This is a genomic window from uncultured Shimia sp., assembly GCF_947493595.1.
In the GTDB taxonomy this organism is placed as follows: domain Bacteria; phylum Pseudomonadota; class Alphaproteobacteria; order Rhodobacterales; family Rhodobacteraceae; genus Shimia.
The window spans coordinates 325,854-346,943 of the sequence record NZ_CANLRL010000001.1 but is presented as its reverse complement, the minus strand read 5'-3'; the positions used below and the strand labels follow the sequence as shown (position 1 = coordinate 346,943).

The 21,090-nt window shown below is 58.1% G+C and carries 22 protein-coding genes and 1 pseudogene; 16 read left to right on the top strand and 7 right to left on the bottom strand.

The window, feature by feature from the left end; all coding sequences use genetic code 11:
• Nucleotides 1-52: 52 nt before the first annotated feature.
• The 5 genes from Q0955_RS01740 to Q0955_RS01720 form a co-directional block, all read right to left on the bottom strand.
• Nucleotides 53-226 carry a hypothetical protein gene (locus Q0955_RS01740; RefSeq protein ID WP_299419118.1) on the bottom strand — a complete coding sequence of 58 codons (174 nt, stop codon included), beginning with the start codon at nucleotides 224-226 and terminating at the stop codon, nucleotides 53-55.
• Nucleotides 223-1,539: a DUF6538 domain-containing protein gene (locus Q0955_RS01735; protein ID WP_299419116.1), complete on the bottom strand. Its 1,317-nt coding sequence runs from the start codon at nucleotides 1,537-1,539 to the stop codon at nucleotides 223-225. The genes Q0955_RS01740 and Q0955_RS01735 overlap by 4 nt, the downstream gene beginning before the upstream one ends.
• Nucleotides 1,540-1,573: 34 nt before the next feature.
• Nucleotides 1,574-1,768, bottom strand: coding sequence for a hypothetical protein (locus tag Q0955_RS01730; protein ID WP_299419114.1), 195 nt, complete (start codon nucleotides 1,766-1,768; stop codon nucleotides 1,574-1,576).
• On the bottom strand, nucleotides 1,761-1,934 hold the full coding sequence (locus tag Q0955_RS01725) for a hypothetical protein (RefSeq protein ID WP_299419112.1): 174 nt from the start codon (nucleotides 1,932-1,934) through the stop codon (nucleotides 1,761-1,763). The genes Q0955_RS01730 and Q0955_RS01725 overlap by 8 nt, the downstream gene beginning before the upstream one ends.
• A gap of 307 nt (nucleotides 1,935-2,241) precedes the next feature.
• Entirely contained in the window at nucleotides 2,242-3,465 is a 1,224-nt protein-coding gene (locus Q0955_RS01720; protein WP_299419110.1) for an AIPR family protein, read from the bottom strand.
• 109 nt (nucleotides 3,466-3,574) lie between these two features.
• Between Q0955_RS01720 and Q0955_RS20855 the strand changes: the two genes are divergently transcribed.
• From Q0955_RS20855 to Q0955_RS01705, 4 genes and pseudogenes are all read left to right on the top strand, one after another.
• The gene (locus Q0955_RS20855) at nucleotides 3,575-3,823 is read left to right on the top strand and encodes a TerB family tellurite resistance protein (protein ID WP_366140642.1); all 249 of its coding nucleotides are present in this window, start codon (nucleotides 3,575-3,577) and stop codon (nucleotides 3,821-3,823) included.
• A 462-nt stretch (nucleotides 3,824-4,285) separates the two neighbouring features.
• The gene (locus Q0955_RS01715; RefSeq protein WP_299419108.1) at nucleotides 4,286-5,149 is read left to right on the top strand and encodes a calcium-binding protein; all 864 of its coding nucleotides are present in this window, start codon (nucleotides 4,286-4,288) and stop codon (nucleotides 5,147-5,149) included.
• A gap of 327 nt (nucleotides 5,150-5,476) precedes the next feature.
• Nucleotides 5,477-5,659, top strand: a pseudogene (locus Q0955_RS01710) (phosphonate ABC transporter, permease protein PhnE); the annotation flags it as partial.
• Between the two features lie 53 nt (nucleotides 5,660-5,712).
• Nucleotides 5,713-6,615 carry an HAD family hydrolase gene (locus Q0955_RS01705; RefSeq protein WP_299419106.1) on the top strand — a complete coding sequence of 301 codons (903 nt, stop codon included), beginning with the start codon at nucleotides 5,713-5,715 and terminating at the stop codon, nucleotides 6,613-6,615.
• A gap of 23 nt (nucleotides 6,616-6,638) precedes the next feature.
• Here the strand turns inward: Q0955_RS01705 and Q0955_RS01700 are convergent, their stop codons facing one another.
• Nucleotides 6,639-7,733, bottom strand: coding sequence for a Xaa-Pro peptidase family protein (locus Q0955_RS01700; protein WP_299419104.1), 1,095 nt, complete (start codon nucleotides 7,731-7,733; stop codon nucleotides 6,639-6,641).
• Between the two features lie 359 nt (nucleotides 7,734-8,092).
• On the opposite strand from Q0955_RS01700, the gene Q0955_RS01695 reads away from it, so the two are divergent.
• The 9 genes from Q0955_RS01695 to Q0955_RS01655 all read left to right on the top strand — a co-directional run bounded on the left by Q0955_RS01695 (nucleotide 8,093) and on the right by Q0955_RS01655 (nucleotide 16,387).
• Nucleotides 8,093-8,893 (top strand): transporter substrate-binding domain-containing protein, encoded by an 801-nt coding sequence (locus Q0955_RS01695; RefSeq protein WP_299419102.1) that lies wholly within the window; start codon nucleotides 8,093-8,095, stop codon nucleotides 8,891-8,893.
• Nucleotides 8,894-8,992: 99 nt separating this feature from the next.
• Nucleotides 8,993-9,622 (top strand): amino acid ABC transporter permease, encoded by a 630-nt coding sequence (locus tag Q0955_RS01690; protein WP_299419100.1) that lies wholly within the window; start codon nucleotides 8,993-8,995, stop codon nucleotides 9,620-9,622.
• A gap of 10 nt (nucleotides 9,623-9,632) precedes the next feature.
• Nucleotides 9,633-10,295 carry an amino acid ABC transporter permease gene (locus Q0955_RS01685; protein ID WP_299419098.1) on the top strand — a complete coding sequence of 221 codons (663 nt, stop codon included), beginning with the start codon at nucleotides 9,633-9,635 and terminating at the stop codon, nucleotides 10,293-10,295.
• Nucleotides 10,292-11,014: an amino acid ABC transporter ATP-binding protein gene (locus tag Q0955_RS01680; RefSeq protein ID WP_299419095.1), complete on the top strand. Its 723-nt coding sequence runs from the start codon at nucleotides 10,292-10,294 to the stop codon at nucleotides 11,012-11,014. Before Q0955_RS01685 ends, Q0955_RS01680 begins: the two co-directional genes overlap by 4 nt.
• A gap of 31 nt (nucleotides 11,015-11,045) precedes the next feature.
• The gene (locus Q0955_RS01675; protein ID WP_299419093.1) at nucleotides 11,046-12,005 is read left to right on the top strand and encodes a dihydrodipicolinate synthase family protein; all 960 of its coding nucleotides are present in this window, start codon (nucleotides 11,046-11,048) and stop codon (nucleotides 12,003-12,005) included.
• A complete protein-coding gene (locus Q0955_RS01670) occupies nucleotides 11,996-12,928 on the top strand; it encodes a proline racemase family protein (RefSeq protein ID WP_299419091.1) in 933 nt (310 codons plus the stop codon). Before Q0955_RS01675 ends, Q0955_RS01670 begins: the two co-directional genes overlap by 10 nt.
• Before the next feature lie 66 nt (nucleotides 12,929-12,994).
• Nucleotides 12,995-14,233, top strand: coding sequence for an FAD-dependent oxidoreductase (locus Q0955_RS01665; RefSeq protein ID WP_299419089.1), 1,239 nt, complete (start codon nucleotides 12,995-12,997; stop codon nucleotides 14,231-14,233).
• 13 nt (nucleotides 14,234-14,246) lie between these two features.
• Nucleotides 14,247-15,350: a cis-3-hydroxy-L-proline dehydratase gene (locus Q0955_RS01660; protein WP_299419087.1), complete on the top strand. Its 1,104-nt coding sequence runs from the start codon at nucleotides 14,247-14,249 to the stop codon at nucleotides 15,348-15,350.
• Nucleotides 15,351-15,361: 11 nt separating this feature from the next.
• Nucleotides 15,362-16,387, top strand: a complete 1,026-nt coding sequence (locus Q0955_RS01655) for a proline racemase family protein (RefSeq protein ID WP_299419085.1) — start codon at nucleotides 15,362-15,364, stop codon at nucleotides 16,385-16,387.
• 17 nt (nucleotides 16,388-16,404) lie between these two features.
• Here Q0955_RS01655 and Q0955_RS01650 read toward each other — a convergent pair whose 3' ends face one another.
• Nucleotides 16,405-17,421, bottom strand: a complete 1,017-nt coding sequence (locus Q0955_RS01650; RefSeq protein WP_299419083.1) for an Ldh family oxidoreductase — start codon at nucleotides 17,419-17,421, stop codon at nucleotides 16,405-16,407.
• A gap of 157 nt (nucleotides 17,422-17,578) precedes the next feature.
• Here Q0955_RS01650 and Q0955_RS01645 point away from each other — a divergent pair, with 157 nt between their 5' ends.
• The 3 genes from Q0955_RS01645 to Q0955_RS01635 all read left to right on the top strand — a co-directional run bounded on the left by Q0955_RS01645 (nucleotide 17,579) and on the right by Q0955_RS01635 (nucleotide 21,012).
• Entirely contained in the window at nucleotides 17,579-18,256 is a 678-nt protein-coding gene (locus Q0955_RS01645) for a GntR family transcriptional regulator (protein ID WP_299419081.1), read from the top strand.
• A gap of 90 nt (nucleotides 18,257-18,346) precedes the next feature.
• On the top strand, nucleotides 18,347-19,861 hold the full coding sequence (locus Q0955_RS01640; RefSeq protein ID WP_299419079.1) for an aldehyde dehydrogenase (NADP(+)): 1,515 nt from the start codon (nucleotides 18,347-18,349) through the stop codon (nucleotides 19,859-19,861).
• A 194-nt stretch (nucleotides 19,862-20,055) separates the two neighbouring features.
• The gene (locus Q0955_RS01635; RefSeq protein ID WP_299419077.1) at nucleotides 20,056-21,012 is read left to right on the top strand and encodes a GAF domain-containing protein; all 957 of its coding nucleotides are present in this window, start codon (nucleotides 20,056-20,058) and stop codon (nucleotides 21,010-21,012) included.
• The last annotated feature ends 78 nt before the right edge of the window (nucleotides 21,013-21,090 follow it).

Genomic DNA, 21,090 nt, shown 5'->3' with positions numbered 1-21,090 from the left:
AAGAAAAAAAGAGAAGTGAACCCCGGCCAGCACGAAGCCAGCCGGGGTAAGTTTAGGGCACCTTTCGGGTCACTACGTAGTCTGCGAGCCACTGCCAGTAAGCCTCAGCGCTATCAAAGCCCTGAACTCGTGCTGCAAAGTTCTCCGTCTCCAAACGAGAAAGACCGCCATCGTGTTCAGCGATAGCGGCCCTCTCTTCGAATGCGTCGATGTCTGGAACGATCATGGTGATACGCCCTTGGGAAGACGTATCTGATCCACGATACCCCGTTTTTGCTCATCCGAGATACCGGCGCTGTAGATGCCGTAGGTGATCCCGTTTTCGGACCGGGCAGACTTATGGCCAACGATGCTTGCCGTGAAGTGTTCTGGCACACCGGTGCGTTCGCATTGGGTGATGAACCACTTGCGCGTCGAGTGAAACACCAGACGAGGCCGATCCAACTTCTTGGCTTGCCGTAAACGGGCGAACCGTTTGGTTACCTGCTCGACATTGGTCTCAGGGAACAGAGGTCCTTCGCTTGGCAGTGAGCGAAACACCTCCTCCAGCACCGGATGCATCGGGACCTGCCGTTCAGCCGCATCGGTTTTGAGCAACCGAAGGTCATTGGGTCGCACATGGATGAAGCCGCCGAGGTTTCCCTTTGAGACTAGATCCCCTCGGAGCAAACCAATCGCCTCTCCAGCACGCATTCCCGTCAAAAGACAGGTCAGCATCACCGGACGTAAGACATCATCCTTGGTGGATAGAAGTTGAACCACTTCCCCGTCCGTTGGAACGGCATAAGGCTGTGGCTTGATCTTCTGATCGAACAAGACCGTCTTGAACGGGTTCTGCTCAAGATGACCTTCGTAGACTGTCCAATCGATGAAGGCGTTGACCTGAGCCCAAATCCGCTTCTGAGTTCGCGTAGTGATTCGAGCCGTTCCTTGAGCGGAGAAGGTCACCAACTGATCCAGCGATAGCCCTCTGGTTCTCTCCGACTTACCAATGACCGGAGAGAGTTGAGCCACCAAACCAAGGAACTCGCGCCCCTCAGCTCTGGTCAGGCTGCACAGGGACCGATCGCCATACTTCGAGAGAAACAACCCAACAGAGTAGCGAACCGATTTAAACCCACCGGGCCGTAGCTCGTTGGACCTTCGAGATAAGTAGACAGTACCCCTATCCTGAATTGAGATCTTCTCTCGCGGTGTCCGACGTTCGAACCGCGACCGTTCACCCAGTTGCCCAGAGAGCTCCAGAGTGGCCCGTAGGTGGTCGAGAGCAGTTCCCGATGCTGCTTCCCAATCGAGAGAGGTAGCGTTGCGCTCAGGCACAGAGAGAGCCTCCTCAGAGCGATCCCGCACCTCAGAGACTGTCCTCTCGTAACGAAGATTGACCTCAGCGGCTCTTGTGCGAGCGGTGTTAGTTGAGTTGGTCTTCAGCGGTTGCTTTAGGGCTTGCTGACCAAGGACCATCGCCACGTCCTTGGGCCAGTTGCGTCGATAGAGCCATGTGTGACCCTTCAAGTACGCATACTTGATATGAGCAGACATGTGTCTCCTCCTTTTCTGTTTTGGGAAAGAGCGGTTAGCCACCGCGATGGTGGACCCTGAGAATGAGGTCGAACTCCGGCTCGCCGTACTCCCCCGCCAAAGGTCCAGTGATCGAGTAGCCACCCACACAGTCGTCAAAAACGAAATCGACCCGAAACAGATGTTCGGGCCAATCGTCGCTTGCGCGAATTACTACGATGTCGTCGGGTTGGAGCGTGAGCTCAGCCATCACTTGCGCCCTTTATCCAGGCGGCTAGGAAGACCAGTATCAACATCATCGACACGGCGGGATGTGTGCGAGCCCCAAGCCAGAGGATCGCGGTCAACACTGAACGCGGTGGTGCGCTCATAAGAAAACCCCCGGCGGCATCGCCGAGGGTACAAAACGATTTCATGATGTATCTCCTTACGTTGTTTCTATTTTAGATACGCAAGGGTGCTCTTTTTTGGACCTGAGGCGGCCTCTGCAAGCAGATCATTTCGAGCGAGTTGTCATCATGCCAAAGTTGCGATTCAAGTGGAATATTGAAACAGCCGCCGATCGCCAACGACAATCACTCTAATAGCACTCCTGTAACTAGGAGAACTACGATCGCAAAGCACACAACAAACACCGCAAAGTTACCGCTAGCGTTTGCCTCGAAATGTTTGCCGATTTTGATTAGGACCTTGTTTTCTTGGCTTTTCATGACCACACTCCCCTCAACCCATCGCATCCAGTTGCTGCTCCATCACATGCAGCCGGACAGTCTTAAACAAGTTGGCCCAGTGATTTCGGTTTTTACCAAGAGAGTCAGGGGCATTGCCGATGTCTTTTATGGCTTGCTTGGTTTCCGCAACTAGTTCAGGGGCCAAGTCACGCCAAGAGTTCAGAACATTCTCAAAGCCACCTTGCCATTCTGCCATCCCAGTTTCTTCGTTAATTTTTACGAAGTTCCGAAACGCCCCCAAGATTGGATATGCGGCACCTTTGGTGAGGCGCTGTTCGTGCTCGTCCAGCTTGGCATATGGAAACTTAAAGCGCCCTTTGCTTGCAGGAGCCTTCTCAACTATCCGCAAGTTACCTGCACGCCCACCGACAGTTTCATTGTAAACACGTAAAAAGTCCCGACGAATGTGATCGTAGAGCTCTAACGCTTCGAGAAGAAGAGGCTCAAAAATGGCATATTTTCGATTGTCCGGTGTTGCGCGGTTGAGTTTGTAGTCGTCACCGAACTTGTTCAAGGGAGTCGACCACTTTTCATAAGCTGGAATTGGGTGCTTTGTGTCGCGGATTGGGAAATCAACTACATTCAGCAACTCCAGAACCGCTACGAGTTCCCGAACGTCAATGTCCTTTTTGTCCGATTCTTTGTAGCCAATGTCATCAGCCCAATCCTCATCCACCACGATGGCTTTGATGCTATTGAAAGCTCCGTCCAACTCGAAAATGGAACGAGGCTGTACGGAGATGCCAGTATTTTGACCTCGAGCAATATCCACCCGTAGAGAATGGTTATCACCACCTTCAAGCCCAGTGATTATCTTTACTTCGACATGCTGTCCTTCAGCGATCGAGTCGTCATCCTGGCAATCATAAATGATCTGCGTTGTATGAGAGCCATTTGCGATCCCATACTCATCGTCAATCATTACGTCGAAAACGCGCTTATCGATAACCTTCACGTCTTCTGCAATAATGGTGATACCGAGATTAAGAAGGTCAAAAGTTCCAGGAAGTGCTTCCTTCCCCTCAAGGCTCGCTTTAACGTCTTTGTACACTTGGCGGTTCATTCCGACTGGGTCGCGCAGGTTGGCACCGCTCGGAACACCCTTTGGGAAAAGGTGGGCTGGAACGAGAAAAGTGTGCTTGAGGATGTTAGGTAGTGTTGGGTGCTTAACGCTGCGCGCTTCAGACACCTCAAACCGGTATGGCTTGATGCTCATGTAAAGTTCTCCACTGGTCACGATGGACCTATGTTACGGGGCACGATGGCCCCGGACGGCGGGATTGCCTAAAAGTTATGTAGCATCATAGCTGTTGTGAATCAATATTTTGTGGCTCGGAAATCTAACGCCACAACTCGATCTCATCGCCCCGCTCAGCCTGAAGGTTGCCGCTGCGGATGGTGAGGTCTCTGAAGAGGAGCTAGACGTTATTCGCGGTTACTTCATTGAGAACTGGGGGTACGATCCCGTGTTCGTTGATGCTGCCCTCACTCTCTTCCTAGACCGCCTCGACCAACTGACCCTCCAGGAGCTTACCGAGGGCCTCAGACGGTTCAGACAGAGCAAGGACTGCTAGTCCGTGAGCGAGCGGTGGCGCTGCTGAGAGAGATTGCTGAGGCGGATGGTCAGCTACATGAGATGGAGTTATTGGCGATGTCCGTCGCTGAATGCTTGCCGCCCCCGTGGTTTCAGGACGGGCCAAGAGATCGGGACGCGGACAGGCAAAAGTGCCCCAATAAGTGCCCCAGTTTTTGAGTTGGTTCGGGAAAGCCGATGCGTTTCATCGAGACGCAAGGGTTCCTACCACCCCAGCCACTTCCTCGGACATCAGTGAACATTGATTTCCTTTTAGCCCGCCCTACCGAACCCTTTCGGCGAAGCCGCGCTTGAAAGTGCTCCCGCCTTGGAAACTTATTGTCACACTAACAAAATGTGGCAAACTTTAGGCGACTTCTGATCGAAATTTTGGTACCGGTTTTAGATACACAACCAAATTACTTTGCTCTTTAAGCTTTTTCGCATTTGAGGAGATCTAATAATGCCAACTTTGATCATTGATGGAACCCATTTGGCTGACACCCTTTTGGTCAATGAATTCACTTACCCAGGCGCCTACACAGGCTTTCAAATCTCTGGCAACGATGGCGACGACGTCATCACTGTAACAGGATTCACACCCGCGGAGATCGCCGGTGATGCGGGCAACGACACACTCAGCGGTGATCGTGGCAATGATACAATCAATGGTGGCAGCGGAAATGACGTCATTTTTGGCGGCCGCGGCGAAGACTACATTTTGGGGGGCTCCGGCAACGACATCGTCAACGCCGGCAATGGCAACGACGATGTCTTTGGCGGAGAAGGCAACGATCTCCTGAATGGCGCCGGGGGCAATGACTACCTCGCTGGCGATCACGGCAACGACACAATTAATGGCGGATCCGGCGACGACTTCATTTTTGGAACAAAAGGCTTCAACACTCTGTCCGGTGGTACTGGAAATGATACGGTCAACACCGGTGATCACACGTCAACTGCCGATGGCGGTATTGGCGACGACCTCATCGTGGCGCGCCTCAAAAAAGGCGGCGACCATATTCTGACCGGCGGGCACGGTGCCGATACATTCGAATTTGTCTATCAGACCCACAAGAAGAGTTCCGACGTCGTCATTACCGACTTCGAGCTGGGTATTGATGACCTGATCATTGGCGGTCAGGACTCGCAAACCTGGCTGGCGAACAATCTGGCTTTTGCGGCGACATTTGGCTTGGACTTGGTGACCGAAGTTAATGGCAACGCAGTTCTTAACATCGGCTCAAATGACTCGATCACCTTTGAGGGAGTCAGCATCGCTGATGTCCAAGATCATTTCGAGGATCTTGGCATCGCGCTGGGCTAAAAGCTCCTATAGGGCTGACTGCGGGTCCCAGATCCGCTGTGGAACGGGATTTTGAAGTGGCCCTGGTTTGTTAGGGGCCACTTTTTGTTTTCGTGGCCATGTAACCCGAGATGAAAAGCATTGCCCCATCTGATCGGTTGCCCGTCATTTTCTCAGCGAACCCAAAACGTCACGCAGCCGCACCAAAATACCCCTCAAACCCGCCATGCTCATTTGCCGAGTGGTTGGCGAGCAAAACTCGTCTCCCCAATCAAATCAGCTACCTTGGCCAACGCAGTCTTCCAGAAAATCATGCCCCGTCTCGTGGGCCTTGATATCCACCTGCGCGACAGCAACCCGCGCGCCTCTGCCGTTGTCGGCATTGTCGGCTTGGGCGGCATTGGCATCAGCCTGCAAGGGGCAATCGACACCTTCAAGCGGCCGGAGGTCTCCATGGTGTTGCTCACCATCCTCGCACGGGTGGTCTTTCGCGAAATGGTCTCTTCCTACTTGCGTAAGAAAATCCACTGACCTTACAACGGCGGACGACACCCTCGGCCACCATTTCTTTCCGGACCCTATCTATGATCGACACGCAAACGGCGTTTGACCGCTACGAAAGCCTGCGCGACACGCTGCCGTCCGCAACCTTCCCGACCACGTACCAAACTGGCCAAGACCTCACCGACACAACCGCGCATTATGACGCCTATATCCTGGATGCCTTTGGTGTTTTAAACCGAGGCGAAACCGCCATCGAAGGCGCCGTTGAGCGCATGGCAGACCTGCGCGCCGCAGGCAAACAGCTGATCGTGCTGACCAACGCCGCCAGCTACACCCGTGTGGAAATCCTCGCCAAATACCATCGCCTTGGCTTTGACTTCACCGCAGACGAAGTGGTCTCTAGCCGCGATGTGGCCTTCGCAAACCTGCCCACGCTGGCAGACGGTAAAGTCTGGGCTGCTATCTCTGACAAAGGAGATGACTTCAGCGATGCCCCGGAATACGCCAGCCTCGAAGACCTCATCGCCCAACCAGAACTCCTAAACACAGCTGGCGGCTTCCTATTCCTCTCAACCGCGCGCTGGGAGGGCACGAACACAACGGCGCTATGCCAAGCCCTCAAAGCCAATCCGCGCCCACTTGTGATCGCCAATCCGGACCTCGTAGCCCCGCGGGAAGACGGCCTGACTATCGAGCCTGGCATGATCGCCCATGACATCGTTGCGCAAACCGGGGCAGATGCTGCGTTTTATGGCAAACCTTACGGCAACGCCTTTGACACCGCACTAGCGCGTCTGGACGGCCTCCCCCGCCATCGCATAGCAATGGTCGGCGACACTTTGCACACCGACGTGCTTGGCGGGGCCGCAGCGGACATCGGCAGCATCCTGATCACCGATCATGGCCTGTTCAAAGGCTTCGACGTCACGCCTTACATCCAAAAGTCCGGCATTCAACCGGACTGGATTATCTCTACAACTTAAGGCGTTACAGAATGGGACGCGTCTCAGCGCCCCACAATCAGCAACTCTTTGGGAAAGGACGTCAACGCCCGCACACCATCGGCCGTGACCAGCATATCGTCCTCAATCCGCACACCAAAGTTGCCCAGATCATACAGCCCCGGCTCATTGGTCCACACCATACCTTCGCGGATGACTTCGTGGTTTCCACGCATGATGTAGGGTGCCTCATGCACCTCGCGCCCCAGTCCATGTCCGGTCTTGGTGCGAATGCGATCCGCAAAGGGGGAAGCTTCCAACACACCTGTGACAGCATCATCAATCTCATGCGCAGTCACCCCAGGTTTCGTCACCTCAAAGCCACGCATATTGGCTGCCAAAACAGTCTCATAAACCGCCCGCCCTTCATCGCTTACATCGCCCACAAACACGGTGCGCGTGATGTCCGCCGCAAACCCGTCTTTGCGTGCGCCAAAGTCAAACAGCAGCGCATCACCTGCCTGGACTGCATAGTCGGACCGCGCCTTGCCATGTGGCCGCGCGGTGTTATCGCCCGCCACAACGATGGGGGAAAACGCCAGATCATCCGCGCCTTCGGCAAACAGCGCCTGAATCAATGCGCTCTCGATCTGCTTTTCTATCTGCCCAATCCGCACACCATCCAACACATGCGTCAAAGCGCGCTCAGACACATCAATTGCGGATTGCAGCGCGGCCACATCTGCTTCGGTTTTGATCACCCGCAGTCCGGAAATCGCCTTTTCGCCATCCACGATCCGTAAATCCGGCTGTGCTTTCGCCAAGGCAACCTGCACAAACACCCGCATCACTTGGCCCTCCACGGCCAATGAGCCAATTTTCAAATGCTCTGCGATCGCGGCAAAAGCCGCGTCGTAGCCATCCTGATCACGCCAATCAAACACCGCGCCGTCAAAATCCACCAGCGCCCAGCTGCCCAATTCCAGGTTAGGCACAATCGCTGCGGGTGTGCCTTCTGCCGGGATCACCGCCAGAAACGGGCGCTCGTGGCTCATGAAAGGCTTGCCAAATGCGCGGGTGAAATTTGGCCCCGGCACCAGCGCCACAGCATCCACATTCAGATCCCGCGCCACTTGGCGGTATTCGGACAGGTTCGACATTCTGATCTCCTGAAAACTCTCGTTTCAACGCAATGCGTGATTTTTTGGATACAATATCCCCAAATCATCTCCGGGCACAATCACCATAAGCAAGCCGACGCGGTGATCCAAGGAATCGCGCCAGCAGGCAGCTTTGGGCTGCGGCTTCGGCCTCATCACCCCGTTCCATGGACGCCCACCTCACCTAAGACCCCAAAATCCCAATCCGCCCTTCACAGTAAATAATGGCGAATTTTCAAAGCGTTAAATCCAATCCATCCCAATCCAATGCGCACCGTTAGTCACATGCGCAAATTTTATATTGGATTTTGTATCCAATTTCCCTTAGCACTCGACCCACCAACTTTTGGGAGGACCCTATGCTTAAGAAACTTGCTGCCATCGCGGCACTCACCACCTTCGCGGCCATTCCGGCCAAAGCGGACACCCTTGATGACGTCGTTGATCGCGGCACCCTGCGCTGTGGCGTGGTTCTGGATTTCCCGCCAATCGGCTATCGCGATGCCAACAACGAACCAGCGGGCTACGACGTTGACTACTGCAACGACCTCGCTGCCGCGCTGGAAGTAGAAGCCGAAGTTCTGCCAGTGACTTGGGCAGAACGCCTGCCAGTGATCGTCACCGGACGCGCCGACGTGGTGTTTGGCGCCACATCTGACAGCCTCGCTCGCGCGCGCACCGTTGGCTTCACCATTCCCTACGCCATCTATTACGCCCAAGGCGTGGTGAACGCAGACAGCGGCATCGAAACCTTTGAAGACATCCGCGGCAAGCGAGTCGCTGCTGCCATCGGCACCGTGCCAGAGCAAGAATGGCTGAAAATCGCCGCTGAATGGGGCGAAGAAGGCAACTATCAGGGTTACCAATCCGAAAACGAAGTCTTCCTGGCTGTAGCACAGGGCAAAGCTGACATCGGCATCACCACCAACACCGCCGTTCTGCCTATCACGCAGCAGTACGACACCATTGTGGCCGGCCCACGCATGCCTTGGACCACTGACTACACCTCCGTAGTGGGCAAACGAGAAGACGTGACCTGGCTGAACTACCTCAACCTGTTTGTGACCCACCAGGTGCGCTCCGGCCGCTACTCCGAGCTGTGGGGCAAATACGTCGGTGGCGAAGCGCCAGAGCTGCGCATCCCCGGCGTGATGTACTGATCCACCACTCCCTAAAACCCGCCCCTGTCCTGCCAAAGCTGGACGGGGGCCACGGGAACAAACCACATGTTTGATTACAACTTCCATTGGCGACCGGTAATGAAAAGCCTGCCCGACCTGCTTGAGGCGGCTTTGCTGACCTTGCAGGTGGCAGTGCTGGCCATGATCCTTGGCATCGTCATCGGCCTCTGCCTTGCGCTGATCCGCCTGCACATGCGCGGCCCGCTGCGCTGGATCGCCTCCACTTGGGTCGAACTGGCGCGCAACACCCCTGCCCTGTTTCAGCTTTTCTTCTTTGGCTTTGGGCTCGGTTCTTTTGGCCTGCACCTCTCGCCTTACATGATTGTGCTCATGGGCCTGACTTTCAACTGCGCCGGCTATCTGGCGGAGAACTTTCGCGGCGGTTTTCAGGCCATTCCTGACACACAAGTCCGCGCCTCGCGCAGCCTCGGCATGACCGCGTGGCAGGCCTACACCCGTATCGTGATCCCGCAGGTGTTCCGCATCGTCTACCACCCAATCACCAACCAGATGGTCTGGGCTGTGCTCATGTCCTCTCTCGGCATGTTGGTGGGCTTCCGCGAACTCTCTGGTGAGACGCAGTTCTTTGCCTCCCGCACCTTCCGGATTTTTGAATACTTCGCCGTCACCGCGGTCATCTACTACGTGATCGTGAAACTCATCCTCGGAGCCTCCCGCCTACTGGCGGCCCGGCTCTTCCGGTACTGAGGAGCGCCCCATGGAACCTTCTGTAAGCTTCTTCAGCGGCTTTGCTCCCAAAGACCTCCTGTTTCTCGGCGAAGCCGCCCTGCGCACCATGTGGATTTCGGTCCTGTCGATTTCCATCGGAACCGTGCTGGGCGTGATCTTCGGCTGGATCTTGTACGAAGGCAAATGGGCCGCAGCCCTGACCGTTGCCCCCGTCCTGGACGTCTTCCGCTCTGTGCCTCTGATCATTCAACTGGTGCTGTTTTATAACTTCGCGCCCATTGTTGGCCTCAACCTCGATCCCTTTGCCTCTGGCGTCGTGATCCTGACAATCTACACCGCTGCGCTTGTGGCCAACGTCGCCCGCGGCGGGATCGAAGCTGTGGAACCGCCAATGCGCCGCGCCGCACGCAGCCTGGGTATGAGCTACTGGCAAGATCTACGCTATGTGGTGCTGCCCATTGGGGGCCGCGCCGTGTTCCCGGCCTGGGTTGGGGTTGCCCTTGGCGTGATGAAAGACAGCGCGCTGGTCTCCGTGCTCGGCTACGTCGAGCTGCTCAAAGCCAGCCAGATCCTGATCACCCGGACACAGGAACCCTTCCTCATCCTCACAATTTCTGGCGCGTTCTACTTCGCGCTCAGCTACCCAATTTCGCGCTATGCCGCGTCGCTTGAAAGAAAGTGGGCCCAATGATCGAAATTCATGACCTGCACAAATACTTTGGCTCTCTGCATGTGCTCAAAGGCATCAACCTGAACGTCGAGAAAGGCGAAGTGCTCTCCGTCATCGGCGCGTCTGGCTCCGGTAAATCTACGCTGCTTTATTGCATCAACGGGCTAGAACCCGTGCAGCAGGGCAACGTGATGGTGGACGGCACCGACGTGCATGCCAAAGGCACCGACATCAACAAGCTGCGCCAGCAACTGGGCATGGTGTTTCAGCAATGGAACAGCTTCCCGCATCTGACCGCATTGGAAAACGTCGCCCTGGCACCCAAGATCGTGAAGGGCAAATCCAAAGCCGAAGCCCGCGAGATTGCCGCGCAACAGCTCAAGCACGTAGGCCTGGGCGAGAAGCTCGACGTTTACCCGTCAGCGCTCTCCGGTGGGCAACAGCAACGCCTTGCCATCGCCCGCGCCCTCGCGATGGAGCCGGAGTATATGCTCTTTGACGAAGCTACCTCCGCGCTTGACCCCGAGCTGGTCGGCGAAGTGCTCGAAACCATGCGCATGCTGGCCGAAGAAGGCATGACCATGATCTGCGTCACCCACGAGATGGGCTTTGCCCGCGACGTAAGCGACCGCGTCGCCTTCTTCCACCAAGGCGTCATGGAAGAGATCGGCCCACCGGAGCAAATCTTCGGCAACCCGCAATCTGAACACACCCAAAAATTCCTCGCCAACGTGCGCTAACCCCGCACGCAAGACCAAAAAGGCAAAAGCTATGACCAAAAACATCTTCTCCGGCACCATGCCGGCCCTCATGACCCCGTGCAAAGCCGACCGCACCCCCGACTACGACGCGCTTGTGAAAAAAGGCCACGACATGATCGCAGCGGGCATGTCCGCCGTTGTTTACTGCGGCTCCATGGGCGACTGGCCCCTGCTGACCGACGAAGAGCGCATGACCGGCGTGGAGCGCCTGGTTGAGGCGGGCATCCCCGTGGTGGTTGGCACCGGCGCCATCAACTCGAAATCCGCCGTTGCCCACGCCGCACACGCGCAAAAAGTTGGCGCCGTTGGCCTGATGGTAATCCCGCGTGTGCTGTCCCGTGGCTCCTCCATGGCGGCGCAGAAGTACCACTTCAAAGCCATCCTTGAGGCCGCACCAGATGTGCCAGCGATCATCTACAACAGCCCGGTCTATGGCTTTGCCACCAAGGCTGATCTGTTCTTCGCCCTGCGCGCAGAGCACATAAATCTGATTGGCTTCAAAGAGTTCGGCGGCAAAGACGATCTACGCTACGCCGCAGAGCACATCACTTCGCAAGACGATCAGGTCACCCTGATGGTCGGAGTGGACACCGAAGTCTACCACGGTTTTGTCAACTGTGGCGCCACCGGCTCCATCACTGGCATCGGCACCGCTCTGCCCAAAGAAGCCCTGCTGCTCGCCGCCCTGTCGCAGAAAGCTGCCGCAGGTCACGCCGAGGCCCGCAAACGCGCACAGGAACTCGAAGAGGCCTTTGGCGTTCTGGCCAGCTTTGATGAAGGCACCGATCTGGTGCTCTACTACAAGTACCTGCTCGTGCTGAACGGCGAAGAGGAATACCGCCTGCACTTCAACGAGACCGACGTTCTGAGCGACGCCCAGCGCAACTACTGCGAGGCGCAATACAGCCTGTTTCGCACCTGGTTTGCCGATTGGTCCAAGCAAGGCGGAGTCATCGCTGAATGCATGTGATCGACAGCCATACGGGAGGAGAGCCCACACGGGTGATCCTGGACGGGGGGCCGGATCTGGGGACCGGCTCCCTTGCGGAGCGCGCCGAGCGCCTCGCGACCGAGCATGAAGAATTCTATCTTTCCGTCATGCGCGAGCCGCGTGGCCAACCCGCCATGGTCGGCGCGCTTCTGGTCGAACCCGTGGACCCCACCTGTGTGGCCGGAGTGATCTACTTTGACATGGGCGCCGTGCTTGGCATGTGCGGCCATGGCACCATTGGCCTCACTGTGACACTGGCCCATCTGGGCCGCATCACACCCGGCGTGCATCGTATCGAAACCCCGGCGGGCGTGGTGGAGGTGGAACTCAGCGACGCCAACACCGTGACCGTGCGCAACGTCGAAAGCCGACGCGTACGCAAACAGGTCACCGTGGACGTGCCCGGTTACGGCGCGGTCACAGGCGACGTGGCCTATGGCGGCAACTGGTTCTTCATTCTCGATCCCAGCCCGCTGCCGGTCAACATCGGCAACATTCGGGCCCTGACCGACATGGGCATCGCCATCCGTCAGGCCGCCATCGCAGTTGGTGCTGGCGGGGAGAACGGAGAGCCAATCGACCACGTGATCTTTCAGTGCAAAGCTCCGGAAAAAGGCGTTCACAGCCGCAACTTCGTGCTCTGCCCGGACGACACCTACGATCGCTCGCCCTGTGGCACAGGCAGCTCGGCCCGACTGGCTTGTTTGGCTGCGGACAATCGTTTGGCGCCAGGAGAAGAGATCGTGCAGCACAGCGTCATCGGCAGCCCCTACACGCTGTCATACCAGACCGGTCCCAACGGCGGAGTGATCCCCTCCATCACAGGACAGGCGTTTGTCACGGCCCAAAGCACCATCCTGTTTGAAACCGAAGACCCGTTCAAACACGGCATCGCGCATTAGCGCCTTCCGGACAGACATCCCGCCCCGTGCCTGTCCGGTCCCTCCCTCTCACGACAGGTCACAGGCATGACAAACGACATCATCGTCATCGGCGCCGGCATCATCGGCATCTCCACCGCATTGGAACTGCAACGCCGCGGCCATCAGGTCCGTGTTCTGGATCGCGCGGGCATTGCGGCGGAAGCCTCACAGGGCAACGCAGGCGCTTTTGCCTTTACCGACATTGTCCCGCTCGCAACCCCCGGCATCATGCGCAAAGCCCCCAAGTGGCTGCTTGATCCGCTCGGCCCCCTGTCGATCCCACCTGCCTACGCTCTGAAAATCGCCCCTTGGATGCTCCGCTTCTGGCGCGCTAGCTGGCAAGACCGCTACACCGCCTCCGTGAATGCCCAAACCCGGCTGATGACCCATTCCTGCGCCGCATTGGAGCGTCAGATCACCGCCACAAAAGGCGAAGACATGATGCAGCGCGAGGGCCAGTTGCAGCTTTATGAAGGCGAAAAAGAGTTCCGCGCCAGCCTGCCCGGCTGGGAGCTGCGCCGCGCGCACGGCATCGACTTTCAAATGCTCGAAAGCCCTGACGCCATCGCAGAGATCCAGCCCGGCCTCGACCCTCGGTTCACCCATGCGGTCTTTACGCCGGAATGGATGAACACGGTTGATCCACAAGCGTGGACCCAGCATCTCGCCGACACGTTTCTCACCCTCGGCGGACGCATTGACACCGCACACATTCACGCGCTGAAATGTCATGACGGCGCGGCCGTAGTGCACACAGACAACGGCCCCATCGCCGCACCCAAAGTGATTGTGGCCGCGGGCGCTTGGTCGCACCACCTTGCCCATACTATGGGCGACAAGATCCCGCTGGAAACCGAGCGCGGCTATAATACCACGCTTCCCGCTGGTGCCTTCCCGCTGCGCACCCACCTGACCTTTGGCGGTCACGGGTTTGTTGTGACCAAGATCAACGGCGGTGTGCGCGTCGGCGGCGCGGTGGAACTGGGCGGGCTCACGCTCAAACCCAACTACAAACGCGCCGACACACTGCTGCAAAAAGCAGCCAAGTTTATACCTGCGCTAGACACCTCCAACGGCAAACAATGGATGGGCTTCCGTCCTTCCTTGCCTGACAGCCTGCCCGTCATCGGCCACTCCGCCCGTAGCAAAAACATCCTCTATGCCTTTGGCCATGGCCACCTCGGCCTGACCCAATCCGCAGGCACCGCCGAATTGATCGCGGACCTCGTGGACAACGCAACACCCGCCATTCCTCTCACCGCCTATGCGGCCACCCGTTTCTGAAAGGAGCGCCCTAATGAAAATCACCGGTTTCAACGTTTACCAAGTGGACCTGCCTCTGAAAGAAGGCCGCTACAACTGGTCCAACGGCAATTTCATCGAAGTCTTTGACAGCACCGTGCTGGAAATCCTCACGGATGAAGGCCTCAAAGGCTATGCCGAATGCTGCCCGCTGGGCTCCGCCTATCTGCCCTCTTTCGCCAAAGGCGTGCGCGCAGGCCTTGCCGAACTGGCTCCCCACCTGATTGGTCAGGACCCGCTTAACATCGGTGCGATTAACCGCACCATGGACGCCGCTCTGCGCGGTCACCCCTACGCCAAGGCCCCTGTCGACATCGCCTGCTGGGACTTGCTGGGCAAAGCCACCCTACTGCCGGTCTACACTCTGCTGGGTGGCGCCGCACAGGACGACGTGGTGCTCTACCGCGCCATCAGTCAGGAAGACCCGGACGTCATGGCCAAGAAAATCGAAGGCTATGCCACCGAAGGCTACACCAAATTCCAACTCAAGGTGGGAGGCGAAGCCAATGACGACATCGACCGCATCCACGCCACCCGCGCGGTGCTGAAGAAAACCGATCAGTTGGTGGCAGACGCCAACACTGGCTGGACCCGCCACGAAGCTGCCCGCGTCGTGAACGCCGTGTCCAATCTCGACGTCTACATCGAGCAGCCCTGCTTGACCTATGAGGAGAGTGTCTCCATCCGCCGCCGCACTTCCCTGCCGTTTGTGATGGATGAGGTCATCGACACACCCAACACTCTGGTGAAAGGCATCGCAGAGGATGCGATGGACGCCATCAATCTGAAAATCTCCAAAGTCGGCGGCCTTACCAAAGCCCGCCAGATGCGTGACCTCTGCGTCGCGCATGGCATCCCTATGACCATTGAAGACACCTGGGGCGGCGACATCACCACCGCAGCCATTGCTCATTTGGCCCGTTCCACACCTGCGGAATTCACTTTCTCCGCGACAGACTTCAACTCTTACGGCACAGTCACCATCGCCGAGGGTGCACCGAAACGCAAAAACGGCCGCATGACCGCGCCGGACACCCGAGGTCTTGGCATCACACCTGTGTTTGACGCTCTTGGCGAGCCCGTCGCCACCTACCGCTGAAGGACCACCTAATGCGCAGCAACAAAACCATACATGTCATCTCCGCCCATGCCGAAGGCGAAGTGGGCGACGTGATTGTCGGCGGTGTGACCCCGCCACCGGGCGACACCATCTGGGAGCAACGCAGCTTCATCGCCGAGGATCAAACCCTGCGGAATTTCGTCCTAAACGAACCACGTGGCGGCGTCTTCCGCCACGTGAACCTGCTTGTGCCGCCCAAGCACCCAGAGGCCGACGCCGCCTGGATCATCATGGAGCCCGAAGACACACCGCCCATGTCCGGCTCCAACTCGATCTGCGTCTCCACTGTGCTTCTGGATGGCGGCATCATCCCGATGCAGGAACCGGAAACCCATATGACGCTGGAGGCCCCCGGCGGTTTGGTCAAAGTTCGCGCCGAATGCAAAGACGGCAAGGCGCAGCGTATCTTTGTGCAAAACCTGCCCAGCTTTGCCGACAAGATTGGCGTGCCACTTGAGGTGCCGGGATATGGCACAATCACGGTGGACACCGCCTATGGCGGCGACAGCTTTGTGGTTGTCGACGCGCAGGCGCTTGGCTTTGAGATTGTTGAGCACGAGGCAAAGGACATCGCGCGGCTGGGTGTGGCCATTACTAACGCTGCAAACGACCAACTTGGTTTCACGCATCCGGAAAACCCGGACTGGGACCACATCTCTTTCTGCGCTTTTTGCGGCCCGCTCTCCCGCACAGAGACCGGCCTCACCGGCAAGTCCGCCGTCGCGATTCAGCCCGGCAAAGTAGACCGTTCCCCCACTGGCACAGCTGTCTCCGCCCGCATGGCGCTTATGGCCGCGAAAGGCCTGATGAAACCCAATGAGACATTTGAAGCGGTATCCATCATTGGCTCGCGCTTCTCCGGCCGCATCGTAGAAAGTACAACCGTTGGCGACCGACTTGCAATCGTGCCGGAAATCTCCGGTCGTGGCTGGGTAACTGGCATTCACCAGCACATGCTGGACCCGGACGATCCTTGGCCCGCAGGCTACCGCCTCAGCGACACCTGGGGCGCCTAAAACAGGCTGGGTGGCCCTTAGCCGCCCAACCTCTTCAGATCCTCCAGAAGCGCCTTTGGCACCTCAACATATCCGCGCTCACAATTGCGCGCCCGTGCCTCAAACCGCCGTTGGGATGGCAACCTTGCACCCTGCTCCAGAATATCCGCAAACAGCCGCTCCGCCCGCGCATCATTGTCCGCCACGCGCCCACCACTCAGACGATACGGGTCAAACGCCAGAATGATCTGGCCATGATAGGGCGCGCCACCCTGCCCCTCGGCAAAGGCCATGCTTTCCGAACTGGTCAAATCATCAATCAGTGGCCCAGCCATCAATTCAATCATGATCGACAACGCAGACCCTTTGTAGCCGCCAAAGGTCAGCATCGCGCCGTCCAACGCCACCTGCGGATCGGTGGTCGGATTGCCATCTGCATCCACCGCCACACCTTCTGGCAACGGCTTACCGGCGCGCAAGTACAGCTCGATCTCTCCCCGCGCAAAACCACTGGTGGCAAAATCAAATGTGAACGGGTCTTTGTTCTTGCGCGGCCAGGAAAACGCCAATGGATTGGTCCCCAATGTTCCACGTTTGCCTCCCGCAGGGGCAACCCAGGAGTGGCTCGGCACCATCGACAGACCAGCCAGCCCCGCTTCGGATAACCGCTCCACTTCCGGCCAAAGGGCGGAAAAATGAAAACAGTTGTTCACCGCCATGGCCGCCATACCAAACTTGCGGGCCTTTTCGATCAACAGCGGCATTGCCTCGTTCACCGCCAGAATGGACATCGCATCCCGCGCATCCACCCGCACAATGGCGCTGTCCGTTGGAACAATTCGCGGCAAGGCATGTCCGTCGATCTTTCCGGCCTTCATGGTCTGATGACACATAAGTAGGCGAAACAGACCATGGGACTGACAATCATCACGCTGACACTGATACAGCATCTCGGCAATCGCTGCGGCATGGCGCGGGCCGTAGCCCACGTCTGACAGAGTTTGCACCGAAAGCGCCCGCACCTCATCCAGCGGCAATTGAACCATTTCCGTCATTCCAAGATCTCCCAAACTCACCACATGGATATTGGATACAATAGACTCAACTTCGATCTCAAGCCGTAAAACCACGGACCGACCGCAAATCCTGTTGGAAAATCAGCGCTCAGACGGTAGTTGTATCCAAAACACACCTTAGAATGAGAGAAACGGGATGGCTGGAAAGCGCGCGGTAACCAAACAGAGTTTGCCAGAGATGATCGCCAACGATCTACGCGAACGCATCCTCAGTGGCGACATGTCTGAAGGTGAACCGATCCGTCAGGAAGCCCTCGCCGAAGAATACGATGTCTCCCGCATGCCGATCCGCGAGGCCCTCAAACGCCTGAATGCCGAAGGCCTGATCCAATGGGCCAACAATCGCGGCGGCTCGGTCACCAAACACTCCATAGCCGAGATTGGCGAGATCTTTGACCTGCGAATCCTGATCGAGACCGACCTCTTCCGCCGCGCGATTCCACAGATGTCGCTTGCCGATTTTGACAAGTGTGAGAACATCTTACAGCAAATGGAAACGTCGTATGACGAAGACGACGTTGCGCGCTGGGGTACGCTGAACCACGAATACCACGGCGCACTTTACGCGTCTGCGGGGCGTAGTCTCACCAAAGACATTCTCGACCGCATCAACATTCAATCCGACCGCTATGTGCGCCTTCACCTCAGCGTTATGGAACAACGTGAACCGGCCAAAGAAGAGCACCGTAATCTGCTCAAGCTGGCACGAGATCGAAATGTCGACGCCGCTTGTGAACTGCTGGCCGCTCACATCGAACGCACCAAAGTCGAGTTGCTCGAACTGATCGAAGCCAAACGCGCCATCGAAACCTAAGACTCAGCCGCTATTGGGTGGAATGGACTTGCACGCGCGCATAAATTGGATACAATATCCACAACTGATCTTTTAAGCAGCGAGTCCCACATGACTTTTGTTCCTCACGGCAACCACCTCATTGCTGGCACCTGGGTGTCTGGCGACACCAAATTCCCTTCCGAGCCTGCCCACGGCCCGGCACATGACTTCTCTGTTGGCACCGTCGACAACGTCGACGCTGCTGTGCAGGCGGCCGAAGACGCGTTCTGGAGCTTTGGCTACTCCACCCGCGCGGACCGCGCCGTCTTCTTGAACACCATCGCCGATGAAATCGAAGCGCGGGCCGAGGCGATCACCCAGATTGGCACGCAAGAGACCGGCCTGCCCGAAGCCCGCCTGCAAGGCGAACGTGGCCGCACCACCGGCCAACTGCGCCTGTTTGCTGAGCACATTCTCAAAGGCGACTACCTCGACCTGCGCCATGACCATGCTTTGCCGGACCGCGCCCCCCTGCCCCGCCCTGAGCTCAAAATGATGCAGCGTCCAATTGGACCAGTCGCGGTGTTTGGTGCCTCCAACTTCCCGTTGGCATTCTCCACCGCAGGTGGCGACACCGCCGCCGCATTGGCCGCTGGCTGCCCCGTTGTGGTGAAAGGCCACTCCGCGCATCCCGGCACCGGTGAAATCATCGCCGAAGCCATCCACGCCGCAATCAAATCCTGCGGCATGCATCCGGGCGTCTTTAGCCTGATCCAGGGCGGCAACCGCGCTGTCGGGTCCGCATTGGTGCAACACCCGCTGATCAAAGCGGTGGGTTTCACCGGCTCCCTCGCCGGTGGCCGTGCCCTGTTTGACCTCTGCGCCGCCCGCGCTGAACCGATCCCATTCTTTGGCGAACTCGGCTCCGTGAACCCAATGTTCATCTTTGAAAACGCGCTGGCCAACCATCACGCAGATCTGGCCACTGGCTGGGCAGGCTCCCTCACCATGGGTGCGGGCCAATTCTGCACAAACCCCGGCATCGCCGTCGTTCTGGCTGGCACAGACGCAGAAGCGTTCGCACAAGAAGCCACCGCCGCACTCACTGATCAGCCAGAGCAAACTATGCTCACCGACGGCATCGCCGCGGCCTACCGCAAAGGCCAAACGCTTGTGGCCGAAACCACCGGCGTGCAGGAACTGCTGAAAACCAGCTGCGATTTGCGCGGCGCCACGCCTTATCTCTACCAAACCACCGCACAGAACTGGCTCGCCAACGACGTGCTGGGCGAAGAAGTCTTCGGCCCGCTGGGCGTGATCCTGGTTGCGGAAGACCTCGACGAGATGCGGGCCGTTGCCAAGCAGCTTCAGGGGCAGCTCACCTGCACCTTGCACATGGATGACGCCGACACCGATGCCGCGCAAGGCCTGCTGCCCATTCTGGAACGCAAAGCCGGCCGCATCCTGGCCAACGGCTTCCCAACCGGCGTTGAAGTCAGCGACACCATGGTGCACGGCGGCCCTTATCCGGCCTCCACCAACTTTGGCGCCACCTCCGTCGGCACCCTATCCATCCGGCGCTTCCTGCGCCCGGTGTGCTACCAAAACCTGCCAGCCGCCTTGGATCCAACCACACAAACCTAAGATCCGGCCCGCCGGACCTATCCCAAAGAACACCTCCCCAAGGGCGGCATCCCATCAGGATGTCGCCCTTCTCTTATAGTGGGCCCGCGCCTTTGGTCGCAGTTGCCTTTTGTCCGCGTTCCACTAACTTCCCAACAAGTCCCGCAGCCAATTAAAGCCAGCCCTCAGATTAGTACCTATTCGGAGCGACGCTCATGCGCCCCATTTCCCATGTTGATCGCGTTCTGGACGCTGCTTTTTCTCCCTCAGCCGCCGCACATTCCCGCCTCGCCGCAAGCTGGCACCGCTCCGCCCATAAACACGGGTTGGACCCTGCCTCAAAGCGCGACGTCGCCCGCGTCACCCAAGATTGCCTCAAACACCGTCGAGCGTCGCTGGACACGTTTATGACCGTCGCCGCCCCGCGTCTGGACGCGCTCTATGCCCTTGTCGGCCAATCCGGCTGTGGCGTGTTTTTGTCCGACGCCAAAGGCGTGATCTTGGATCAACGTCTCAGCGACGCGGACGCCCCTACCTTTGATCACTGGGGCCTGTGCAACGGCGCGGATTGGAGCGAAGCGCAGGAAGGCACCAATGGCATTGGCACCTGCCTGACCGAAGGCCGTCGCCTAATCATCCACCGCGACGAACACTTCTTTGCCTGCAACACCGGCATGAGCTGCATCGACGCCCCAATCTATGGAAGCGACGGCTCCATTGTCGCCGCGTTGGATGTGTCTTCTGCCCGCGCGGATCAAACCGAGGCCTTCAATCGCCTGATCGCCGCGCAGGTTGCCCAAACGGCCCGCGCCATTGAGGAAGCCCACTTCCGCGCCACTTTCCCCACGGCGCGCATTGTGGTGGCTGAAAGCGAAGACGCCGAAGCCGCCACCCTACTGGCCATCGACAGCGATGATCTGGTGGTGGGCGCCACCCGCGAGGCCCGCCGCGTCTTTGGCATGGAAACCAGCGCCCAACTGTCCCCGCGCCCGGCAGCTGACATCTTGGGCCGCGAAGACGGCCCGACCGGTTTTGAAAAAGCTGAACGCGCCGCCGTGGTGCGCGCAATTGCCCGCGCAGACGGCAACATCAGCCAGGCGGCGCGCCAGCTTGGCATTGGCCGCGCCACGCTCTATCGCCGCATGAAACGCCTCGGCCTCAACGAAACGTGACCACATGTGTCTCACCTCTGAGACACCTCCTGTGCACAACCGTTTGCACCCACCCTGACGCGCGCCTCCGTACACGCC

What these genes read in the sequence shown, in the direction of transcription:
- Q0955_RS01685 (WP_299419098.1), top strand. Translation starts at nt 9,633, where the DNA reads ATGGAACCTTCTGTAAGCTTCTTCAGCGGCTTTGCTCCCAAAGACCTC.
- Q0955_RS01660 (WP_299419087.1), top strand. Translation starts at nt 14,247, where the DNA reads ATGAAAATCACCGGTTTCAACGTTTACCAAGTGGACCTGCCTCTGAAA.
- Q0955_RS01695 (WP_299419102.1), top strand. Translation starts at nt 8,093, where the DNA reads ATGCTTAAGAAACTTGCTGCCATCGCGGCACTCACCACCTTCGCGGCC.
- Q0955_RS01715 (WP_299419108.1), top strand. Translation starts at nt 4,286, where the DNA reads ATGCCAACTTTGATCATTGATGGAACCCATTTGGCTGACACCCTTTTG.
- Q0955_RS01640 (WP_299419079.1), top strand. Translation starts at nt 18,347, where the DNA reads ATGACTTTTGTTCCTCACGGCAACCACCTCATTGCTGGCACCTGGGTG.
- Q0955_RS01725 (WP_299419112.1), bottom strand. Translation starts at nt 1,934, where the DNA reads ATGAAATCGTTTTGTACCCTCGGCGATGCCGCCGGGGGTTTTCTTATG.
- Q0955_RS01650 (WP_299419083.1), bottom strand. Translation starts at nt 17,421, where the DNA reads ATGACGGAAATGGTTCAATTGCCGCTGGATGAGGTGCGGGCGCTTTCG.
- Q0955_RS01705 (WP_299419106.1), top strand. Translation starts at nt 5,713, where the DNA reads ATGATCGACACGCAAACGGCGTTTGACCGCTACGAAAGCCTGCGCGAC.
- Q0955_RS01635 (WP_299419077.1), top strand. Translation starts at nt 20,056, where the DNA reads ATGCGCCCCATTTCCCATGTTGATCGCGTTCTGGACGCTGCTTTTTCT.
- Q0955_RS01665 (WP_299419089.1), top strand. Translation starts at nt 12,995, where the DNA reads ATGACAAACGACATCATCGTCATCGGCGCCGGCATCATCGGCATCTCC.
- Q0955_RS01700 (WP_299419104.1), bottom strand. Translation starts at nt 7,733, where the DNA reads ATGTCGAACCTGTCCGAATACCGCCAAGTGGCGCGGGATCTGAATGTG.
- Q0955_RS01655 (WP_299419085.1), top strand. Translation starts at nt 15,362, where the DNA reads ATGCGCAGCAACAAAACCATACATGTCATCTCCGCCCATGCCGAAGGC.
- Q0955_RS01670 (WP_299419091.1), top strand. Translation starts at nt 11,996, where the DNA reads ATGCATGTGATCGACAGCCATACGGGAGGAGAGCCCACACGGGTGATC.
- Q0955_RS01735 (WP_299419116.1), bottom strand. Translation starts at nt 1,539, where the DNA reads ATGTCTGCTCATATCAAGTATGCGTACTTGAAGGGTCACACATGGCTC.
- Q0955_RS01720 (WP_299419110.1), bottom strand. Translation starts at nt 3,465, where the DNA reads ATGAGCATCAAGCCATACCGGTTTGAGGTGTCTGAAGCGCGCAGCGTT.
- Q0955_RS01645 (WP_299419081.1), top strand. Translation starts at nt 17,579, where the DNA reads ATGGCTGGAAAGCGCGCGGTAACCAAACAGAGTTTGCCAGAGATGATC.
- Q0955_RS01690 (WP_299419100.1), top strand. Translation starts at nt 8,993, where the DNA reads ATGAAAAGCCTGCCCGACCTGCTTGAGGCGGCTTTGCTGACCTTGCAG.
- Q0955_RS01740 (WP_299419118.1), bottom strand. Translation starts at nt 226, where the DNA reads ATGATCGTTCCAGACATCGACGCATTCGAAGAGAGGGCCGCTATCGCT.
- Q0955_RS01730 (WP_299419114.1), bottom strand. Translation starts at nt 1,768, where the DNA reads ATGGCTGAGCTCACGCTCCAACCCGACGACATCGTAGTAATTCGCGCA.
- Q0955_RS01680 (WP_299419095.1), top strand. Translation starts at nt 10,292, where the DNA reads ATGATCGAAATTCATGACCTGCACAAATACTTTGGCTCTCTGCATGTG.
- Q0955_RS01675 (WP_299419093.1), top strand. Translation starts at nt 11,046, where the DNA reads ATGACCAAAAACATCTTCTCCGGCACCATGCCGGCCCTCATGACCCCG.